General features: G+C 71.2%; 16 protein-coding genes. All 16 read right to left on the bottom strand.

Annotated features, from left to right (window positions below):
* Positions 1 to 5: 5 nt before the first annotated feature.
* Positions 6 to 260, bottom strand: a complete 255-nt coding sequence (gene rpmA / locus ABZ192_RS10415; RefSeq protein ID WP_010041940.1) for a 50S ribosomal protein L27 — start codon at positions 258 to 260, stop codon at positions 6 to 8.
* Between the two features lie 14 nt (positions 261 to 274).
* Complete coding sequence (rplU, locus tag ABZ192_RS10410; protein ID WP_004931419.1) at positions 275 to 595, bottom strand: 50S ribosomal protein L21; 321 nt, start codon at positions 593 to 595, stop codon at positions 275 to 277.
* 267 nt (positions 596 to 862) lie between these two features.
* Positions 863 to 5155, bottom strand: a complete 4293-nt coding sequence (locus tag ABZ192_RS10405; protein ID WP_356924097.1) for an Rne/Rng family ribonuclease — start codon at positions 5153 to 5155, stop codon at positions 863 to 865.
* Between the two features lie 254 nt (positions 5156 to 5409).
* Positions 5410 to 6192, bottom strand: coding sequence for a TIGR03936 family radical SAM-associated protein (locus ABZ192_RS10400; protein ID WP_356924096.1), 783 nt, complete (start codon positions 6190 to 6192; stop codon positions 5410 to 5412).
* A 48-nt stretch (positions 6193 to 6240) separates the two neighbouring features.
* On the bottom strand, positions 6241 to 7428 hold the full coding sequence (locus ABZ192_RS10395; protein ID WP_356924095.1) for a hypothetical protein: 1188 nt from the start codon (positions 7426 to 7428) through the stop codon (positions 6241 to 6243).
* A 98-nt stretch (positions 7429 to 7526) separates the two neighbouring features.
* Positions 7527 to 7997 carry a GNAT family N-acetyltransferase gene (locus ABZ192_RS10390; RefSeq protein WP_356924094.1) on the bottom strand — a complete coding sequence of 157 codons (471 nt, stop codon included), beginning with the start codon at positions 7995 to 7997 and terminating at the stop codon, positions 7527 to 7529.
* Positions 7997 to 8227, bottom strand: coding sequence for a helix-turn-helix transcriptional regulator (locus ABZ192_RS10385; RefSeq protein WP_356924093.1), 231 nt, complete (start codon positions 8225 to 8227; stop codon positions 7997 to 7999). The genes ABZ192_RS10390 and ABZ192_RS10385 overlap by 1 nt, the downstream gene beginning before the upstream one ends.
* Positions 8227 to 8724, bottom strand: coding sequence for a DUF2975 domain-containing protein (locus ABZ192_RS10380; protein WP_356924092.1), 498 nt, complete (start codon positions 8722 to 8724; stop codon positions 8227 to 8229). Before ABZ192_RS10380 ends, ABZ192_RS10385 begins: the two co-directional genes overlap by 1 nt.
* Before the next feature lie 186 nt (positions 8725 to 8910).
* Positions 8911 to 10875: a TIGR03960 family B12-binding radical SAM protein gene (locus ABZ192_RS10375; protein WP_356924091.1), complete on the bottom strand. Its 1965-nt coding sequence runs from the start codon at positions 10873 to 10875 to the stop codon at positions 8911 to 8913.
* A gap of 98 nt (positions 10876 to 10973) precedes the next feature.
* Positions 10974 to 12479 carry a CYTH and CHAD domain-containing protein gene (locus ABZ192_RS10370; protein ID WP_356924090.1) on the bottom strand — a complete coding sequence of 502 codons (1506 nt, stop codon included), beginning with the start codon at positions 12477 to 12479 and terminating at the stop codon, positions 10974 to 10976.
* Positions 12480 to 12561: 82 nt separating this feature from the next.
* A complete protein-coding gene (locus ABZ192_RS10365) occupies positions 12562 to 13170 on the bottom strand; it encodes a hypothetical protein (protein ID WP_356924089.1) in 609 nt (202 codons plus the stop codon).
* Positions 13171 to 13192: 22 nt separating this feature from the next.
* Positions 13193 to 14395: a rod shape-determining protein RodA gene (rodA, locus tag ABZ192_RS10360; RefSeq protein WP_356924088.1), complete on the bottom strand. Its 1203-nt coding sequence runs from the start codon at positions 14393 to 14395 to the stop codon at positions 13193 to 13195.
* A complete protein-coding gene (mrdA, locus tag ABZ192_RS10355) occupies positions 14392 to 16638 on the bottom strand; it encodes a penicillin-binding protein 2 (protein ID WP_356924087.1) in 2247 nt (748 codons plus the stop codon). The genes rodA and mrdA overlap by 4 nt, the downstream gene beginning before the upstream one ends.
* Positions 16639 to 16786: 148 nt before the next feature.
* Positions 16787 to 17458 carry a rod shape-determining protein MreD gene (mreD, locus tag ABZ192_RS10350; protein ID WP_356924086.1) on the bottom strand — a complete coding sequence of 224 codons (672 nt, stop codon included), beginning with the start codon at positions 17456 to 17458 and terminating at the stop codon, positions 16787 to 16789.
* A gap of 13 nt (positions 17459 to 17471) precedes the next feature.
* Complete coding sequence (gene mreC / locus ABZ192_RS10345; RefSeq protein WP_356924085.1) at positions 17472 to 18419, bottom strand: rod shape-determining protein MreC; 948 nt, start codon at positions 18417 to 18419, stop codon at positions 17472 to 17474.
* A 144-nt stretch (positions 18420 to 18563) separates the two neighbouring features.
* A complete protein-coding gene (locus ABZ192_RS10340) occupies positions 18564 to 19583 on the bottom strand; it encodes a rod shape-determining protein (protein WP_006133575.1) in 1020 nt (339 codons plus the stop codon).
* Positions 19584 to 19848 lie beyond the last annotated feature (265 nt).

Here is a 19848-nt window from a genome sequence, read left to right as displayed (position 1 = left end):
TCCGGTCAGGCGACCGGAACGATGTTCACGACCTTGCGGCCACGGTGGGTGCCGAACTGCACCGAACCGGCCTGGAGGGCGAACAGCGTGTCGTCGCCGCCACGGCCGACACCGGCGCCCGGGTGGAAGTGGGTGCCGCGCTGACGGACCAGGATCTCACCCGCGTTGACGACCTGACCGCCGAAGCGCTTCACGCCGAGGCGCTGAGCGTTGGAGTCACGACCGTTACGGGTGGACGATGCGCCCTTCTTGTGTGCCATCTCTCCTCAGTCCCTTACTTCGCAGCCGCGGGGATCTCAGTGACCTTGATCGCCGTGTACTGCTGGCGGTGGCCCTGACGACGGCGGTAACCGGTCTTGTTCTTGTAGCGCAGAATGTCGATCTTCTGGCCCTTGTGGTGGTCCACGACCTCGGCCTGGACCTTGATGCCGGCCAGCACCCACGGGTCGCTGGTCACGGCGTCGCCGTCGACAACGAGCAGGGTCGAGAGCTCGACCGTGTCGCCAACCTTGGCAGTGGAAATCTTGTCAACCTCAACGATGTCGCCGACAGCAACCTTGTGCTGGCGACCACCGCTGCGCACGATGGCGTACACGCGGACTCACTCTCTCGCTCGGGGAAACGGCACCCCCGCAGGCCAGCCGCCCGACACAAAGAGCGGCCTCTCCTGGGCGCCCGGCGCCCGGAGGATGAGGTTTACGGGGATGTGACGCGTCATTCGACACGCCGACGGTCAAGGTTACGGGGCCGCGGCCAAGAGGGTCAAACCGAGCCGGGCCCGCCGCCTGTGCGACCGGTCACGCCGGTCGCACCCGCCGGGGCGTACGCAGGTTCGCGCACGCCCCGGCGGACGTCGAGGCGGTCAGTCCTCGTCGGTGGAGGCCGAGACGGAGGAGCGGGACTGCTCCGCCGCGACGGTCTTCTTCGACGTGGTCTTCTTGGCGGCGGTCTTGGTGGTCTTCGCCGCCGCCTTCTTCGCCGTCGTCTTCTTGGCCGCGGTCTTCTTCGCCGCGGTCTTCTTGGTGGCGGCCTTCTTCGCCGTGGCCTTCTTGGCCGTCTTGCGGGCCGTCTTCTTGGCCGGGGCCGACTCCTCGGCGGCCGCCTCGACGGCCTCCTCGGCGGGCTCCTCGGCGGGCTCCTGCGGGGCGGCGCCGTCAGCCGCGGCGGCCTGAGGGGCGTCCTCGGGAGCGGCCGACGGGACGACCACGACGGCCGCCTCCTCGGGCGCGGTGGACACGGTGGGCTTGCGCACGGCGCGGCGCCGCGGACGGGCCGGGGCGGCGCTATCGGCGGACGCCGGTGCGGCCGCCTCGGCAGCCGCCGCGACCTGTTCAGCCTGCTCGGCCTGCTCGGGCGCCGGTGCGGCCTCGGCCGCGGCGGGCGCGGTCTCGGACACCGTCACCACGGCCGCCTCCGCCCCCGCCGGAGAACCGGCCGGCGCGGACACCTTGCGCGTCGCCCGCCGGCGGCCACGGCCCTTGGGCGCGGCCTCCTCGGCGGCCGGGGCCTCGACGACCGGGTCCTCGACGGCGATCGGCTCGGCGTGCGCCTCGGCGGCCGGTTCCGGCTGCACCGGACGGGCGACCTCCTCGGCGGCGGTCACGTCCTGAGCCGTCGGCACCTCGGCCGGCTCGGCCTTCCTGTCCTGCTCGGCCTTCGGCTCCGCCGTCTCACCGCGCGGCGCACCCGCCGGAGCCGACGCCCGCCGGCTCGCCCGGCGCCGCGACCGACCGCGCGTGGCCGCGGCCTCAGCCTCGGCGGCGCTGCTGTACAGCTCCTCGTCGGGCTCGAAGACCGGCTCGGGCAGCGCGATCGGCTCGGCGATCTCGGCGCCGACCTCGGCCTCGGTCTCCGCCTCCTGCTCGGCGGTCTCCAGGGCCGCCTCGTGCACGTGCGGCTGGTCGGCGGCACCGGCACGGGCGCGCTTCTTGCGCTTGCCGCCGCCCCCGCCGGCGCCGGTCGGCTGCTCCATGTGCACGATGACACCGCGTCCGTTGCAGTGGACGCAGGTCTCGGAGAAGGACTCCAGGAGCCCCTGCCCGACCCGCTTGCGGGTCATCTGCACGAGCCCCAGCGAGGTCACTTCCGCGACCTGGTGCTTCGTACGGTCCCGGCCCAGGCACTCCAGCAGGCGCCGCAGCACCAGGTCCCGGTTGGATTCCAGCACCATGTCGATGAAGTCGATGACGATGATGCCGCCGAGGTCGCGCAGCCGCAGCTGGCGGACGATCTCCTCGGCCGCCTCCAGGTTGTTCCTGGTGACGGTCTCCTCGAGGTTGCCGCCCTGGCCGGTGAACTTGCCGGTGTTGACGTCGACGACGACCATCGCCTCGGTCCGGTCGATCACCAGCGAACCGCCGCTGGGCAGCCAGACCTTGCGGTCCAGCGCCTTGGCGAGCTGCTCGTCGATCCGGTAGGTGGCGAAGACGTCGACCTCGGAGGTCCACTTCTGGAGCCGGTCGGCGAGGTCCGGCGCGACGTGCGAGACGTAGCCGTGGATGGTCTGCCACGCCTCGTCGCCGCTGACGACGACCTTGGAGAAGTCCTCGTTGAAGATGTCGCGCACGACCCGGACGGTCATGTCCGGCTCGCCGTACAGCAGCGTCGGCGCGTTGCCGCCGTTCTTGGCCTTCTTCTGGATGTCCTCCCACTGCCCCTGGAGCCGCTCGACGTCCCGGCGCAGCTCGTCCTCGCTCGCGCCCTCGGCGGCGGTGCGCACGATGACGCCCGCGTCCTCGGGGACGATCTTCTTGAGGATCGTCTTCAACCGCGCCCGCTCGGTGTCGGGCAGCTTGCGGCTGATGCCGGTCATGGAGCCCTCGGGCACGTACACGAGGTAGCGCCCGGGGAGGGAGACCTGGCTGGTCAGACGGGCACCCTTGTGCCCGATGGGGTCCTTCGTCACCTGGACGAGCACGGACTGCCCGGACTTCAGGGCGGACTCGATGCGCCGCGGCCCGTTGGCCATGCCGAGCGCCTCGAAGTTGACCTCACCGGCGTACAGCACCGCGTTGCGGCCCTTGCCGATGTCGATGAAGGCGGCCTCCATCGACGGCAGCACGTTCTGCACCTTGCCGAGGTAGACGTTGCCGACGTACGAGACCGCCTGCTCCTTGTTGACGTAGTGCTCGACGAGCACGCCGTCCTCCAGGACGCCGATCTGCGTACGGTCACCGTGCTGGCGGACGACCATCACGCGCTCGACGGCCTCGCGCCGGGCCAGGAACTCGGCCTCGGTGATGATCGGGACGCGCCGGCGGCCCTGCTCGCGGCCCTCCCGGCGGCGCTGCTTCTTGGCCTCCAGACGGGTCGAGCCCTTGATGGACTGCACCTCGTCGGACGGCTCGGCCTTGGGGCGGGGCTCACGGACCTTGACGACCGTGCGCTCCGGGTCGTCCTCGGACGGCTCGGCCTCGGGCGCGCTGTCACCGGCACGGCGACGGCGGCGCCGGCGACGGCGGCTGCTGCTGGAGCCCCCGCCGGACGACTCGTCGCGGTCGGCACCCTCGTCGGACTCGTCCTGGTCCTCCTCGGTCTGCTCCGCGGTGTCCTCGGCGTCCTGCGCGGCCTGTGCGCCGGCGATCTGCTCGGGTTCGGCGTCCGTGCCCTCGCCGGTCTCGGCGTCGGTCTCGGCGGACTCACCGCGCCGACGGCGGCGGCCGCCCCGGCGGCGGCGACGGCGCGAGCCGCCGCCCTCGGAGTCGTCCTGATCGTCGCCCTCGGCGGACTCCTCGGGCTCCTCCGCCTCGTCGACACCGCTCTCGGCGGCGGCGCTCTCGGCGGGGGCCTCGGCGGCCTGGGCCTCGGGCTCGTCCGCGGCACCCCGGCGGCGACGCCGACGGCGCGATCCGCTGGGCTGCTCCTCCCGCGCCTCCACCGGCGCGGACTCCTCCGCCTCCTCGGGCTCCTCGGCCCCGGCCGCCTCGGCGGCGGCCGCGGCGGCGGCCCGCTCCGGCGTCTGGAACTGGGGCTCGGTGAACACGGGCGCCTGGAACAGGGCGACGGCGGGCCGCGCGGGCCGCGCCGACGTCTCGTCCTCACCGGAGGCCTCGGCACCGGCGGCACCCCGCGCGGACTTCGAGCCCCGGGAGGACCGGGAGGACTGCGCGGGCTCGGCGAAACCACTGGCGGCCCGGCGGACGACCCGGCGACGGCGGCGCGGGGCGGCATCCTCGGCGGGCTCGGACGCCTGGGCGGCGGCTTCGGCGGGGGCCTTGGCGGCTTCGGCGGGAGCCTCGGCGGCAGCGGCCCCGTCGGCTCCGTCGGACTCGGCGGCAGGGGATTCGGTCACGGGTGCCTTCGCCTCCTCGGCGGGCGTGCCGGCGGGGGCCTCGGCGGCCCCACCGGACACGGCGGCGGCCTCGGCGGGCGCGTCGGTCGTGGTGACGGAGCCGGACCGGCCCGCGTCGGCGGTTCCTTCCGCCGCCTGTGCGGCGGCGGGTGCTGCGGTGGGCGCGGTCACCCGGCGCGTGGCACGACGGCGAGTCCTGCGCGGCGCGGCCTCCTCGGCGGCCTCAGCGGTCTCGGCGGCCTCAGCGCCGTCGGTGGGCCCGGTCGGCTCAGGGGCGCTCGGCTCGGCCTGCGCGGCGGCGGCAGCGGGCGCCGCCGTCTCCACCGGCTCCGCCGGAGCCGCGGCGGGCGAGGTCACCGTGCGCGTCGCACGACGCCGGGTCCTCCGGGGAGCGGCATCCTCGGACACCTCTGCGGGCGCGGCGGTCTCGGGCTGCTCCGGCGCCTCGGAGGCGGCGGGAGCACCGGCGGACACCGGCACCACGGTCTCGGCGGCCTCAGCGCCCGCCGGAGCCCCTGCGGGCGCGGCGGCACGGCGAACCGCGCGGCGCCTCTTCGGAGCGGCGGGCGCGGCTTCCTCGGCGCTCTCGGCAGCCTCGGGAGTCTCCTGCGCCGCTGCGGCGGTCTCCTCGGCGGCGGTCTCCTCGGCCTCGCCAGCCTCTACGGCGTCGGCCGCGAGGTCGTCGGGCTCCGCGGCCGGTATGGCCGGCGTGACGGTCTCCACGGGAGCGTCGGAGGAGGCGCCGACGGGCGGACCCGCCGGCCGGGAGGCGGCACGGCGCCGCCGCCGGGGCGGCAGGGTGTCGCTGGGGGTGTTCTGTTCGGAGTCCGTGGCGGACTCTGTGGGTTCGGTCGGTCCGAGCATGCGGGCTTTTCTCCCGTCAGGCTCCCGGGCGCCGCGCCTGGTCCGGCTGTGCCGGTGACGTCCGCGGCTCGCGCTGTGCGCGTCGCCGCCGTCCGGGGCGCGGGCGCCGCACGGGAGCTCTCTGTGTCCTGTCTCGCCGGTTCCGTACGCCGAATGCGTACGGCCTGGCGAAAGTCTTCTGGTCGGTGCGCTGCCCGACCCAGGTGGCTCCCGAGTCCGAGGGCGGCGCTACGACGTCCGTCCCTTCGCGGAACCTACGCCGGCGCCGTCGCGGCGGCAGGCGGTTCGGCCTTTGAGCGGGCCTCCGCTGCCTCGCGGTCGGGCGCGAGCGGGTCGGTCACCGTGCCGGTCTCTTCATCGAACAGCCCCTGCGCCAGCCTGGTCACCGCTGCGGGGACCGGCGGCGCCAGGTCGGCCACGGCGCGGAGACCGGACAGGACGTCGTCGGGTCGTACGGCAGGCGTCACGTGCCGAACAACCAGCCGCAGTATCGCACAGGGCTGGTCGGTCGGCCTATCAGCCTGGGAACTCTGCGTTTCCGTGAGGCCGGGGATCTCCAGGCTCACGACGGCGGAGCGGGCGTCGAAGGTGCGGACGCCGTTCTTCATGAGGCGCTGGACCTCGACGGTCTCGGCCGCGTTGAAGGCGTCCACCGCCCGGCGGGCGTCCTCCTGCGACACGCCGTCCAGTCGCAGCTCCCACACGGAAGCCGTCAGCCGGTCGGCCAGCCCCGAGGTGTGGGCCTCGACCGCCTCGACGATGTCGAGCCCGGCGGGCATCGACTCGTCGAGAAGGGCCCTGAGCTGCTCCGGGTCGCGGGGCGCCGTGAGCGCGATCTCCAGGTACTCCGCCTCACTGCCCGTGCCGGTGGGTGCGGCATTGGCGTACGACACCTTCGGGTGCGGTGTGAAGCCCGCCGAGTACGCCATCGGCACCTCGGCACGGCGCAACGCACGCTCGAAGGCGCGCTGGAAGTCACGGTGGCTGGTGAACCGGAGGCGGCCGCGCTTGGTGTAGCGCAGTCGGATGCGCTGCACCGCGGGTGCGGGCGGCGGGCCTTCGGGCTGTCGCTTGCCCAGTGTCGTTCAGTCCTTCGTGAGAGCGGTCGTACTACTACCAAGAGTACGTGCCTCGCGGCCCGAAGGTTCCCCGAGGTCGACCGGCTGCGGCTGCGCGGGCTCCCCGAAGAGCATCCGCCGGAAGTCGGCGCGCGCCTGACGTACGGATTCCCGGGCGGAGGCCAGCGCCTGCCGCGTGGCCCGTCCCACACTGCGGGCGGCCTCGGCGGCGGGCCGCAGGACGGCGTCCCGCACGACGTGCCCGACGGGCGTCAGCACGCTCCGGTACACCCAGCGCACCGGCTCGACGAAGATCCACCTCAAGAGTGTCGCGAGGAACCGCCCGACGGCGAGCGAGATGTGCCCGGCGATCCGCCAGGCGTGCCCCAGGGCGTCCCCGACCTCCCGCCCGATGACGGCGAGGACCCGCCCGGCCGGCGTGAGGATCCAGCGCCACACGGCGAGCGCGGGAAGGACGAACAGGATCCGGGCGATCCAATAGAGAGCCGTCCCGATGCCGGTGACGACCATGCTCGCCAGCCACACCAGCCCCTTGGCGCACCAGGCGATCGCCCGCCCGACAGGCGCGAGCACCCACGTGTACAGCCACACGGCGGGTACGACGACGAGATACCGGGCGAGCCACGCCACGACCGCGAACGCGCCGGCCCCGACCGCGGCGAGCACGGCACCGAGCCCCTTCAGCACCCACATCACGGCACGCCCGATCGGCGCGAGCAGATACGAGTACACCCAGCCGAGCGCGGCACCGACGCCCCGGGCGACCCAGGTGACGACCCACTCGATCGCGTGGCCCACCGGCGTCAGCACCTGCCGGTAGAACCACACCAGCGGTACGACGAGCAGCACGTTCCCGAGCCACCCGAGCGCCTTGGCCACGGGCACGACGACATACCGCCACAGCCCCACGAACGGCCAGACGAACACCGCCCGCCCGAGCCACAGCAGCGCCCGGCCCAGTGGCCGCAGCAGCACGTCGTTCAGGAACCGCCCGGCCACGACGAGCGCGTCCCACACCATCCGCACGGGGACGACCAGCACGAGCACGACGATCCGCACGGGAATCCGGATCGCGACGGCGAGACACCCCTCGGGCGCCGCCTCACGCACCGGCGGCGCGGACGGTTCAGGCACCCGTTTCCGCAGATCGACGCGCGTCTCGGAGCCCTCGCGGGCCGGTTTCTCCAGATCCATACCGTCGTAGACGCCTCAGCGGCCCGTCCGGATCCACCACCGCACAGCCCCGCCCCGTTCTTCCTCAGATCCTCCACCCGGTGTCATGATCATACGGCTCACGCGCCCGCGGTCCGTGCGTGCAGCAGCCGGGGCGACTCCTGGAAGCCGCACCGGACGTAGGCGGGAATCGCCCGCGGGCTCGAGTGCACGGTCACCCGTTCCAACCCGAGTTCCCGCGCCCCGTCCAGCACGGCCCTGATCAGCGCACCGCCCACCCCGCCGTCGCGCGCCCCGGGTACGACATACACGCACTGCAGATCGCCGGAGGCCCGCCGGGGCGAGCGCGGCGTGGGCACCCGCTGCACCACCGCCAGCCAGGCCATGCCGATGACGACGCCGTCGTCGCGCACGACCACCGTGCAGCGATGCGAACCTGCGTTGTCCCGGGCCCAGTCGACGAAGTGCCGTAAGAATTCCTCGCGTTCGCCGAGGGCCTCGCCACCGTTCTCGACGAGCCACTCCCAGCGAAGTGCCGCCACGGCCGCCAGTTCACCGGACCGGGCCGGGCGGATGCTGATGTTCTCCATCAGTGCATTGTCCGGTCGGTGGCCCCGTCCGCCTCCCACCGCAGCAGATCCCCCGGCTGGCACTCGAGGACCTCGCAGAGGGCGGCGAGGGTCGAGAAGCGGACCGCCTTGGCGCGACCGTTCTTGAGGACCGCGAGGTTGGCGGGGGTGATGCCGACGCGTTCCGCGAGTTCGCCCACGGACATCTTCCGCTTCGCCAGCATCACGTCGATGTCGACGGCGATCGGCATCAGATGACCCCTTCCAACTCGGCCTGCATCCGGGCCGCTTCGATGTCCCGTGCGACGGCCTGGGCGAGCAGCATCCGCAGGACGAGCACGACCAGCGCGACACCCAGCACGGCCACGACGACCCCGCACAGCAGCAGCACCACCCCGGGAGCGACGGCCTCGCCCGGGGCGAGGACGACCGCGAGCGCGAAGACCAGCAGCGCGGCCGCCACGAACGCGCCGATCACGATGTGCACGTACCGGAAGGCGGCCGTGGAGAACACCGTCCCGCGCCGCACCATCGTCACCAGCCGCCACACGCAGACCACGACGACCTGAGCGGTCACGACACCCAGCACCAAGATCACGAGGATCGGAGTGCGCAGGTAGGCGTATTCGGGCTTGAGCCCGTTCATGTCGATGGCCAGCAGCGGGACCATCACCCCCTGCACGAACAACGACCCGGCGAGCAGCACCACGAGCACCACACGCAACGCTGCCACGGCCAGCTTCCCCATGACCACTCCTTCGATCGACCTACGATAGGAATCTATCGAAATTCGATACATGAGGCAAGGGACACCGCCCTTCGACGCACACGGCAGAAGTGAGAAGCGGAAGGGAAGAAAGAGAAAGAGCCCCCGCCGAGTCGGAGGGGGCTCCCCGTGCGGCGATACGGATACGGTGCCGCCGCCGGACGACCGTCAGTGTGCGTGACCGCTCGGCGCCGGTGCCTCGTTCTTGACCGTCAGGGGCAGGAGCTTCTTGCCCGTCGGGCCGATCTGGATCTGGGTGTCCATCTGCGGGCAGACCCCGCAGTCGAAGCACGGTGTCCAGCGGCAGTCCTCGACCTCCGTCTCGTCGAGGGCGTCCTGCCAGTCCTCCCAGAGCCAGTCCTTGTCGAGGCCGGAGTCCAGGTGGTCCCAGGGCAGGACCTCCTCGTACGTGCGCTCGCGCGTCGTGTACCAGTCGACGTCGACACCGAAGGGGGCCAGGGCCTTCTCGGCGCACCGCATCCAGCGGTCGTACGAGAAGTGCTCGCGCCAGCCGTCGAAGCGGCCGCCGTCGTCGTAGACCGCGCGGATGACGGCGCCGATCCGGCGGTCGCCGCGGGACAGCAGGCCCTCGACGATGCCGGGCTTGCCGTCGTGGTAGCGGAAGCCGATGGAGCGGCCGTACTTCTTGTCGCCGCGGATCTTGTTGCGCAGCTTCTCCAGGCGGGCGTCCGTCTCCTCCGCCGACAGCTGGGGCGCCCACTGGAAGGGGGTGTGGGGCTTGGGGACGAAGCCGCCGATCGAGACCGTGCAGCGGATGTCGTTGGAGTTCGAGACCTCGCGGCCCTTGGCGATGACCTTCGTCGCCATGTCGGCGATCTGGAGGACGTCGTCGTCGGTCTCGGTCGGCAGGCCGCACATGAAGTACAGCTTCACCTGGCGCCAGCCGTTGCCGTATGCGGTGGCGACCGTGCGGATCAGGTCCTCTTCCGAGACCATCTTGTTGATGACCTTGCGGATGCGCTCCGAACCGCCCTCGGGGGCGAAGGTGAGGCCGGAGCGGCGGCCGTTGCGCGTGAGTTCGTTCGCCAGGTCGATGTTGAAGGCGTCCACGCGGGTGGACGGGAGGGAGAGGCCGACCTTGTCGTCCTCGTAGCGGTCCGCGAGGCCCTTGGCGATGTCGCCGATCTCCGAGTGGTCCGCCGAGGAGAGGGACAGCAGGCCCACCTCCTCGAAGCCCGTCGCCTTCAGGCCCTTCTCGACCATGTCGCCGATGCCCGTGATGGAGCGCTCACGGACCGGGCGGGTGATCATGCCGGCCTGGCAGAACCGGCAGCCCCGGGTGCAGCCGCGGAAGATCTCCACCGACATGCGCTCGTGCACCGTCTCCGCGAGCGGCACCAGGGGCTGCTTGGGGTACGGCCACTCGTCGAGGTCCATCACCGTGTGCTTGGAGACGCGCCACGGGACACCGCTGCGCTTCGGCACGACGCGGGCGATACGGCCGTCCGGCAGGTACTCGACGTCGTAGAAGCCGGGCACGTACACCCCGCCCGTCTTCGCCAGGCGGAACAGCAGCTCCTCGCGGCCGCCAGGGCGGCCCTCCGCCTTCCAGGCACGGATGATCGCGGTGACCTCCAGGACGGCCTGCTCGCCGTCACCGATCACCGCGCAGTCGATGAAGTCCGCGATCGGCTCGGGGTTGAACGCGGCGTGGCCGCCGGCCATGACGACCGGGTCGTCCAGGCCGCGGTCCTTGGCCTCCAGGGGGATCCCGGAGAGGTCCAGGGCCGCCAGCATGTTGGTGTAGCCCAGTTCCGTGGAGAAGGACAGGCCCAGCACGTCGAAGGCCTTCACGGGCCGGTGGCTGTCCACCGTGAACTGCGGGACGCCGTGCTCGCGCATCAGCTCCTCGAGGTCCGGCCACACGCTGTACGTGCGCTCGGCGAGGACGCCCTGCTGCTCGTTGAGCACCTCGTAGAGGATCTGGACGCCCTGGTTGGGCAGGCCGACCTCGTAGGCGTCCGGGTACATGAGCGCCCAGCGGACGTCGCAGGAGTCCCAGTCCTTGACCGTGGAGTTGAGTTCTCCGCCGACGTACTGGATCGGCTTCTGCACGTGCGGGAGCAGAGCTTCGAGCTGCGGGAACACCGACGCAGCGACTTCGGCAGGCATGTCGCGCACCTTCGTGAGCTGGACTGAACGGACAGGGTGACCATCCAGACTAACGCGCCCCGGACGCACCTTCGTACGCTCGGAAGATCAGCGGAGGATCACAGGCCCGCCGCCCCGTCCTTGATCCCGTCCCAGAATCCGGGCAGCTCGGTCTCCACGCGCACCGCCCGCTGCTCCTCGCGCTCGTGGAGCAGGCCGTAGGTGAAGGCGCTCTCCCCGGCCGCGTGGGCGACCGCCGACAGCTCGCGCAGGGCCTGCCGGGCCATCACGCTGTCCTGGTGCTCGCCGAGCAGGGTCTGGAGCGCCTTCATGGACTTGACCAGGTCCTTGGCGGGCTTGCCGAGGGCCGGCCGGGCCGCCTCCGCGGCGTAGCGGGCGCGCTTGGTCTTCTTGCGGGCCTCGTGGATCGCGACATCGCGGTCAGTGCCGGGTTCCAGTTCCACGGCCCGCTCGACCAGCCCGGCGACCTTGCGGAAGTCCTTCCTCACGGCCTTGGCGATCGGCTTGCGGGGCTTCTTGCCGGCCGTCTTGCGCAAGGGCGGGTCGGCGATCAGCGCGTCCAGGGTGTCGAGCAGGGCGAGGTAGCGGCGGGAGTCCAGGACGCCGATGAGCCGCCCTCGGGTCCCGCCGTGCTCGGTCCTCGCCCAGGTGTGCAGCCGCTCGCGGACCGGGCCGCGCACCAGGGTGGCCGGCACCTCGTCGAGGGCCGCCGTGAGCCGTTCGGTCAGCACCTCGCGGTCCCGGTCCAGGCCCAGCTCACCGGCCAGCCACTTCAGCTCGTCGCCGACCGGGTCGGTGACGGTCCGGTCGAGGATCTCGCCGTAGGACTTGAAGGCGCTGCGCAGTCGGCGGGTGGCCACGCGCAGGCTGTGCACGGAGTCCTCGGCGTCCCGCCGCACGGCCGGGTCCAGCTCGACGAGCGCGTCCCGCTGGGCCCGCACGTACGCCAGGACGTGATCCGAGGCCGTCACCGGTTCCGCTGCGGGGGCGGACGCGCGCTGCTCGTGCGGCGCCGTCTCCGCCAGGGCCCGCGCCAGCTTCGACCCCGAGGCCGACGGCCGTACGCCCGCCTTGCGCAGCCGCTTCTCCACCTTGTCGAGGAAGGCCGGGTCTCCCCCGTCGGCGAGTTCCACCTCGATCTCCGTCCACTGCGCCGCACCGCCGCCGGCCGTGAGCCGGTCGGCCTGGACGGCGTCGACGCTGACCTCGGCGAGCAGCCGGCCGTCGGCGTCGACGAGGTGACGCACGTCACGGTCGGAGCGCAGCCGGACGACGGGCAGCAGTGCGCCGCCGCGGACGCGGGAGCGGACGAGCCCGGCGAGGTCGCCGGGGAGGGTGTCGGAGAGCGGGGCCCGGATTTCGTCGCGGACGCCGGGGGCGACGGGGAACTTCAGGTGCCAGCCCGCGTCCGAGCCGCCGGTGCGGCGGCGCAGGGTGACGGACGACGCGGCGAGGCGTTCGTCGGCGGTGTCGTAGTAGGTGGCGTCGAGGTGGGCGACGCCCTTGTCGAGCACGGCCGCGACCCCGGCGACACCGGTCAGGTCGGGAAGCCCGCTGTCCTCGGACTCGTACTTCCGCTCGACCTCGCGCTTCGTCTCCGCCATGACCTGAATCTAGTGGCAGACCGGCCGGGACGGCAGTGGTCGGCGCCTCACAACGGGCGGCGCCTCACAAGGGGCGGCGCCTTCAGGCCGTCAGCAAGGCCCGCATCTCCTCGCCGTCCGGGAACGGCGCGTCCTTCACCGTCCGGGAGACGAGGTACACGTGGGCGTCCTCGAACTGGTGGTACGACAGCGGCTCCGGGCCCTGTCCGACGATCAGCACGTTGTGCTCCAGGCGCCAGCTGACGTACCGGGTCGTGAACCTGGGCTGCCGGATGTCGTGGTCCGGCAGGCCCAGCCGGTCGGTGAAGCGCCGCACCACGGTGGCGAAGTGCGCGTCGAACTCCGGCCGCCAGGCACCCTCCTCGCTGGTCCAGCCGGGCAGGGCGCCCCAGCAGTCCTCGTCGAGCAGGCCGCCGTCGACCGAGTAGAGGTAGGCGAACGGCAGGTGGAGCGAGCCGTCGCCGTCGCAGGTGACGAAGTGGCCCTGCGGGGTGACGTGGGTGGCTTCGGGGACATCGGGTGTGTCCTCGTACGCCGGTCCCCGCACCGCCTGCGACCAGTCGGGCCAGCCGCCCTCGCGCATCCGCGCCTCGATGGCGTCGTCGTCGGTCAGGTCCAGCTCCGCCAGCGCGAGGAGCTGACCCACCAGGTCCTCGGTCACCGGGCACAGGGCCACGTACTCCCCGGACATTCCACTCCCCCGTTACTGCCCGCTAGGCCGACATCGGGCGCTGGACCCGGATCGACTGCAGCAGACCGACCGCTATCCACACGGCGAACATCGACGAGCCGCCGTACGACACGAACGGCAGCGGCAGGCCGGTGACCGGCATGATGCCGAGCGTCATGCCGATGTTCTCGAACGTCTGGAAGGCGAACCAGGCGACGATGCCGGCGGCGACGATCGTGCCGTACAGGTCGCTCGTCTCCCGGGCGATACGGCAGGCCCGCCACAGGACGATGCCCAGCAGCAGGATGATCAGGCCGCCGCCGAGGAAGCCCAGTTCCTCCCCGGCCACGGTGAAGACGAAGTCCGTCTGCTGCTCGGGCACGAACTGGCCGGTGGTCTGCGAGCCGTGGAAGAGGCCGGAGCCGGTCAGGCCGCCGGAGCCGATGGCGATGCGGGCCTGGTTGGTGTTGTAGCCGACGCCGGCCGGATCGAGCTCGGGGTTGGCGAAGGCGGCGAAGCGGGCGATCTGGTAGTCGTCGAGCACCCCGATCTGCCAGACGGTGACCGCGCCGATGGCGCCCGCGCCGAGCAGCCCGAACACCCACCGGTTGGTGGCGCCCGAGGCGAGCAGCACGCCGAGCACGATGATGACCATCACCATGACCGACCCGAGGTCCGGCATGAGCATCACGATCACCATGGGCACGGCGGCCAGGCCCAGCGCCTGCATCACCGTGCGGTGGTCGGGGTACTGGCGGTCGCCGGCGTCGACTCTGGCCGCCAGCAGCATCGCCATGCCCAGGATGATCGTGACCTTCACGAACTCCGAGGGCTGGAGGGAGAAGCCGCCGGGGAGCTTGATCCACGAGTGGGCGCCGTTGATCGTGGAGCCGAGCGGGGTGAGCACCAGCAGGATCAGCAGGACCGAGAAGCCGTACAGGACCGGCACGGCCGTGCGCAGGCCGCGGTGGCCGAGCCAGATCGTGCCGGCCATCAGGGCGAGGCCGATGCCGGTGTTGAGCAGATGCCGGATGAGGAAGAAATACTGGTCGCCCTGGTTGAGCTCCGTGCGGTTGCGGGTCGCCGAGTAGACGAGGAGCGTGCCGAGCAGGGACAGGGCCATCGCCGACAGCAGGATCGGCCAGTCCAGCCGCCGCGCCACCGAGTCGCGGGCGAGGAGTCTGGTCCAGCCCGAGCGCTCGGGGCCGTAGCCGGAGACCTGGAAGCTGTTCACACCGCCGGTCATGTCGGCAACCTCCGGCTTCCCCGCCGGCGCCGGCGCCTTCGGGTGTCACGGTTCTCCGGCGTCGGCGGGGCCGCCGTCGCCGGCTGGAGCGGGTCGGCCGGGGCGTTCGGGTCCTTCTTGTTCGCCTGCTGGTCCTTGGCCGGGTCCTTGGGGACCTTCGGGGAGGCGATGGTGCCGTCCGTCTTGACCTTCGGCAGGGTCTTCTGCGGGGCGGGCAGCAGCGCCTTCTTCGGGTCGATGTCGCCGTCCGGGGAGACGCCGTACAGCGCGTTGTAGATGTTGCGGACGGCGGGGCCGGAGGCTCCGGAGCCCGTACCACCCTGGGAGATCGTCATGACGACCGTGTAGTCCTTGGTGTACGTGGCGAACCAGGAGGTGGTCTGCTTGCCGTAGACCTCCGCCGTACCTGTCTTGGCGTGCATCGGGATCTTGTCCTGCGGCCAGCCGCCGAACCGCCAGGCGGCCGTACCGCGGGTGGCGACTCCCGCGAGGGCTTCGTCTATCTCGTTGCGCGTCTTCTGCGTCATCGGCAGCTTGCCGTGCGCCTGGGGCTTGATCGGAGTGACCGTCTTGCCGTCCGCGCTGATGACGGCCTTGCCGACCGAGGGGGTGTACATCGTGCCGCCGTTGGAGATGGCTCCGTAGATCGTGGCCATCTGGATCGGCGTGACGAGCGTGTCGCCCTGGCCGATGGAGTAGTTGACGGAGTCACCGGCGCGCATGCGGTTGCCTTCGAGGCAGTTCTCGTAGGCGATCTTCTCGGCGTAGCTGCCGTTGCGCTTGCCGGTGCGGCACCAGGCGTCCTTGTTGGCCTTCCAGTAGTCCAGCTTCCACTTGCGGTCGGGGACGCGGCCGGTGACCTCGTTGGGCAGGTCGATGCCGGTCTCCTTGCCGAGGCCGAACTGGTGGGCGGTCTTGTAGAACCAGTCGTTGGGCTTCTTCTTCGGCTTGGTGCCGCCGTCCTTCTTCCACTCCTCGTGGGAGAGCCGGTAGAAGACCGTGTCGCAGGAGACCTCCAGGGCGCGGCCGAGGCTGATCGGGCCGTATCCCTTGGACTCGAAGTTCTTGAAGACCTGCCCGCCGATCGAGTACGAGCTGGAGCACTGGTAGGGGCCGTTGAAGGAGTAGCCCGCGTTGACGGCGGCGGCCGTCGGGATCACCTTGAAGATGGAGCCGGGCGCCGACTGGCCCTGGATCGCGCGGTTGAGCAGCGGGTAGTTGGAGCTCTTACCGGTGAGTCGCGTGTAGTCCTTGGCGGAGATGCCGCCCACCCAGGCGTTCGGGTCGTACGTCGGGTTGGAGGCCATGGCGACGACGCGGCCGGTCTTGGCCTCCATGACGACGACGGCGCCGGAGTCGGCCTTGTAGTTCGTGCCCGTGTTGCGGTCGTGCTCCTTGCGGGCCTGCTTCATGGCCTCGTTCAGCTCGTACTCGGCGATCCGCTGGACGCGGGCGTCGATGCTGGTGACGAGGTTGTCGCCGGGGTGGGCCGGGTCGGCTTCGGCCTGGCCGATGACGCGGCCGAGGTTGTCCACCTCGTAGCGCGTGACGCCGGCCTTGCCGCGCAGCTGCTTGTCGTACTGGCGCTCCAGGCCGGAGCGGCCGACCTGATCGGAGCGCAAGTACGGCGAGTTGGTGTTCTGCGCCTTCTTGATCTCCTCGTCGGTGACCGGCGAGAGGTAGCCGAGGACCTGGGCGGTGTTGGCCTTGCCCGGGCTCGGGTAGCGGCGCACGGCCTGGGGCTCGGCGGTGATGCCGGGGAAGTCCTCGGCGCGCTCGCGGATCTGGAGGGCCTGCTTGGGGGTGGCCTCGTCGGTGATGGGGATGGGCTGGTACGGCGAGCCGTTCCAACAGGGCTGGGGCGTCTTGGCGTCGCAGAGCCGGACCTTCTCCTGGACCTCCTTGGGCGTCATGCCCAGGACTCCGGCGAGCTTGGTGAGGACGTCCTTGCCGTCGTCCGGCATCTTCAGCAGGTCGGTGCGGGAGGCGGAGACGACCAGTCGCGTCTCGTTGTCGGCGAGGGCCACGCCGCGCGCGTCCAGGATGGAGCCGCGGACGGCCGGCTGGACGACCTGCTGGACGTGGTTCCCCGACGCCTCCTTGGCGTACGCCGCGCCCTCACGGATCTGGAGGTACCACAGGCGTCCGCCGAGGGTCAGCAGGAGGGAGAGGACGAGGACCTGGATGACGACGAGCCGGATCTGGACCCGTGGGTTCCGCCCGGTCTCGGGGATGTTGGTCACTGCGGCTGCCTCCCCCTCTCAGTGCGCGTACGGATGTGCGGGTACGAAGGTGTCTCCGGGCACGCGTGTGCGGATACGAGTGAGGAACGACGAGCCCAGGAGCCGGGGTTCCTACCGGACCGGCGCGTTCGGGTGAACTTTCCTGCGGTCACAGCCGCTTGACCCCCTTGATGCGCCCGGCCCGCGCCATCCGCGCCCGGGCCGCCTTCACCCGCAGCCCGTTCCGCTGGCTGCCGATCTTCAGACCGGTGCCGCCGGAGAGCCAGCCGGAGGAGATGTCCGTGGCCTTGGCCCCGGAGCCGGTCTCGGCGAGCGGATCGTTCTCGGCGCGTCTGGCCAGCGCCATCACCCCCGGCACCACGAACGGGGCGAGCAGCAGGTCGTACAGGGCGGCCGTGAACAGCAGGCTGCCCAGGCCCACATGGCGGGCGGCGGTGTCCCCGACGAGGGCACCGACCCCGGCGTACAGCAGGGTGGAGCCGAGGGCGGCGGCGGCCACCACGACCATGGGGCCGGTCGCGGACTTCAGCTGGCCCGTCTCCGGCTTCACCAGACCGGCGAGGTAGCCGATGACACACAGTACGAGCGCGTAGCGCCCGGCGGCATGGTCGGCGGGCGGGGCCAGATCGGCGAGCAGGCCCGCGCCGAAACCGATGAGGGCGCCACCCACATGGCCGTACACCAGGGCGAGGCCGAGGACGGTGAGGAGCATCAGGTCGGGCACGGCGCCCGGCAGGTGCAGGCGGGCGAGGACGCTCACCTGGATCACCAGGGCGACGACGACCAGGGCGGAGGAGAGCAGGATCCGGTTGACGCGCATGGGGTGACAGCTCCTACTGCTCTTGCTGGTTCTGGCCGTCTGCGGGGGCCTCGGCGGACGGCGTCACGGTCACCGTCACCGTCGGCCTCGGAGTCGGCTTCGGCTTGGGCGGGAGCACCGTGTCGCGCGGGTCCTTCTTCGGGGCCTCGACGACGACGCCGACGATGTCGAGCTTGCTGAAGGCGGCGTACGGAGTGACGTAGAGCGTGCGGGTCAGACCGCCGCCGGACGGGTCGACGCGGGAGACCACACCCACGGGCACGCCGGGCACGAACGGCCGGTCGGCCTGCGAGCCGAAGGTGACCAGGCGGTCGCCCTTCTTCACCTCCGCCTTGCCGTTGAGGAGTTCCACGCGCAGCGGGCGGTCGCCCTGCCCGGAGGCGAAGCCCAGCTCGTCACTGGCCTCCATCCGGGTGCCGACCGTGAAGTCGGGGTCGCTGGCGAGCAGGACCGTGGCGGTGTTGGGTCCGACGGTGGTGACCCGGCCGACGAGCCCGTCCCCGTTCAGGACGGTCATGTCGCGTTTGATGCCGTCGTTGGCGCCGACGTCGATGGTGATGGTCCAGGAGAAGCCCTGGGCGGCTCCGATGGCGATGACCTCGGCGCCCTTGATGCCGTACTGGCCCTGGCCGGCGATCTTCAGCATCTTGTCGAGCTGCTTGAGGCGGCTGCGGCTGCGGTCGTCGCTGCCGAGCCGCGCCTTCAGGGCCGCGTTCTCCTCTTCCAGCGCGGCGAGCCGGTCGTGCCGCTCACCGGATTCCCGGATGGCGGAGACCGCGTTGCCCACCGGGTCGACCGCGGCCGACACACCGCTCTCGATCGGGCCGAAGACCGTCGCCGCGCCCTGCCGGGCACCGTCGACCGGGGAATCCTCCCCACCGCGAATGTCCACCGTGATCAACGCGAACGCGATGGCGATCAGCAGCACCAGGAGCAGCCGGCTCTCTCGTGTGTCCCTCACGTGCGGCGGCCGTGCCCTTCCTCATAGGAATTCGGGAAGCCCCAGGGAAACCCGAGGGGCTGCATTGTGGGAGCTTATGCATCTATATCAACGATCCGCCGTACGAGAGGAGATCGTCCCGTACGGCGGAATCGAAGAGTTACGTCATCTGCGCGGCTGGGCGTCCAGCACCTGCTGGAGCGCCTCGAACTCCTCGACGCACTTTCCGGAACCGAGCGCCACGCTGTCCAGAGGATCCTCGGCGATATGGATCGGCATGCCGGTTTCCCTGCGCAGCCGCTCGTCCAGGCCCCTCAGCAGCGCTCCGCCGCCGGTCAGAACGATTCCTCGGTCCATGATGTCGCCGGACAGCTCCGGCGGGCACTTGTCGAGGGTCGTCTTGACGGCGTCGACGATCGCGTTGACCGGCTCCTCGATCGCCTTGCGGACCTCCGCGGCGGAGATCACGACGGTCTTCGGCAGCCCGGAGACCAGGTCCCGGCCGCGGATTTCGGTGTGCTCGTCGGTGTCCAGGTCGTACGCAGAACCGATCGTGATCTTGATCTGCTCGGCCGTGCGCTCACCCAGCAGGAGCGAGTACTCCTTCTTGATGTGCTGGATGATCGCGTTGTCCAGTTCGTCGCCCGCGACACGGATGGACTGGGCGGTGACGATGCCGCCGAGGGAGATGACCGCGACCTCCGTGGTGCCGCCGCCGATGTCGACCACCATGTTGCCCGTGGCCTCGTGGACCGGCAGGCCGGAGCCGATGGCAGCGGCCATGGGCTCCTCGATGATGTGCACCTGGCGGGCGCCGGCCTGGGACGACGCCTCGATGACGGCACGGCGCTCGACGCCCGTGATGCCCGAGGGCACACAGACGACGACGCGCGGACGAGCCAGATACCGCCGCTTGTGGATCTTCAGAATGAAGTAGCGGAGCATCCGCTCGGTGATCTCGAAGTCGGCGATCACACCGTCCTTCAACGGACGAACGGCAACGATGTTGCCGGGCGTGCGCCCGATCATCTTCTTCGCTTCGGCACCGACCGCGAGGATGCCACCGGTGTTGGTGTTGATCGCGACGACGGACGGCTCGTTGAGTACGATCCCGCGACCCCTGACGTACACCAGCGTGTTGGCGGTCCCGAGGTCGACAGCCATGTCACGGCCGATGAACGACATTGAGTTCCCCATCAGGATTCGTCTGGCCTTCCCACTAGCTTTTGAGGGCTTTTCAGGTAGGCAAAGGTGGGTGCTGTGACGTGAAGGCTTCCATCGTAGACGCGCCTTCGCGAACACTGCGGGAGGGTCTCCGCCATTGTCAGCAGATGCCGCACGGGTTCGCTTGTGGAGACGGGCGTTCGGGGACCATCGTTCCCTCGATCGCCCCGCATATGCCAGAAAAGTCCGGGAGCCGTGGCTCCCAGACTTCCCTCGCCGTTTCACT

Source organism: Streptomyces sp. NPDC006235 (assembly GCF_040613735.1).
Classification (GTDB): Bacteria; Actinomycetota; Actinomycetes; order Streptomycetales; family Streptomycetaceae; genus Streptomyces.
This window is presented reverse-complemented; position numbering and strand designations above follow the sequence as displayed.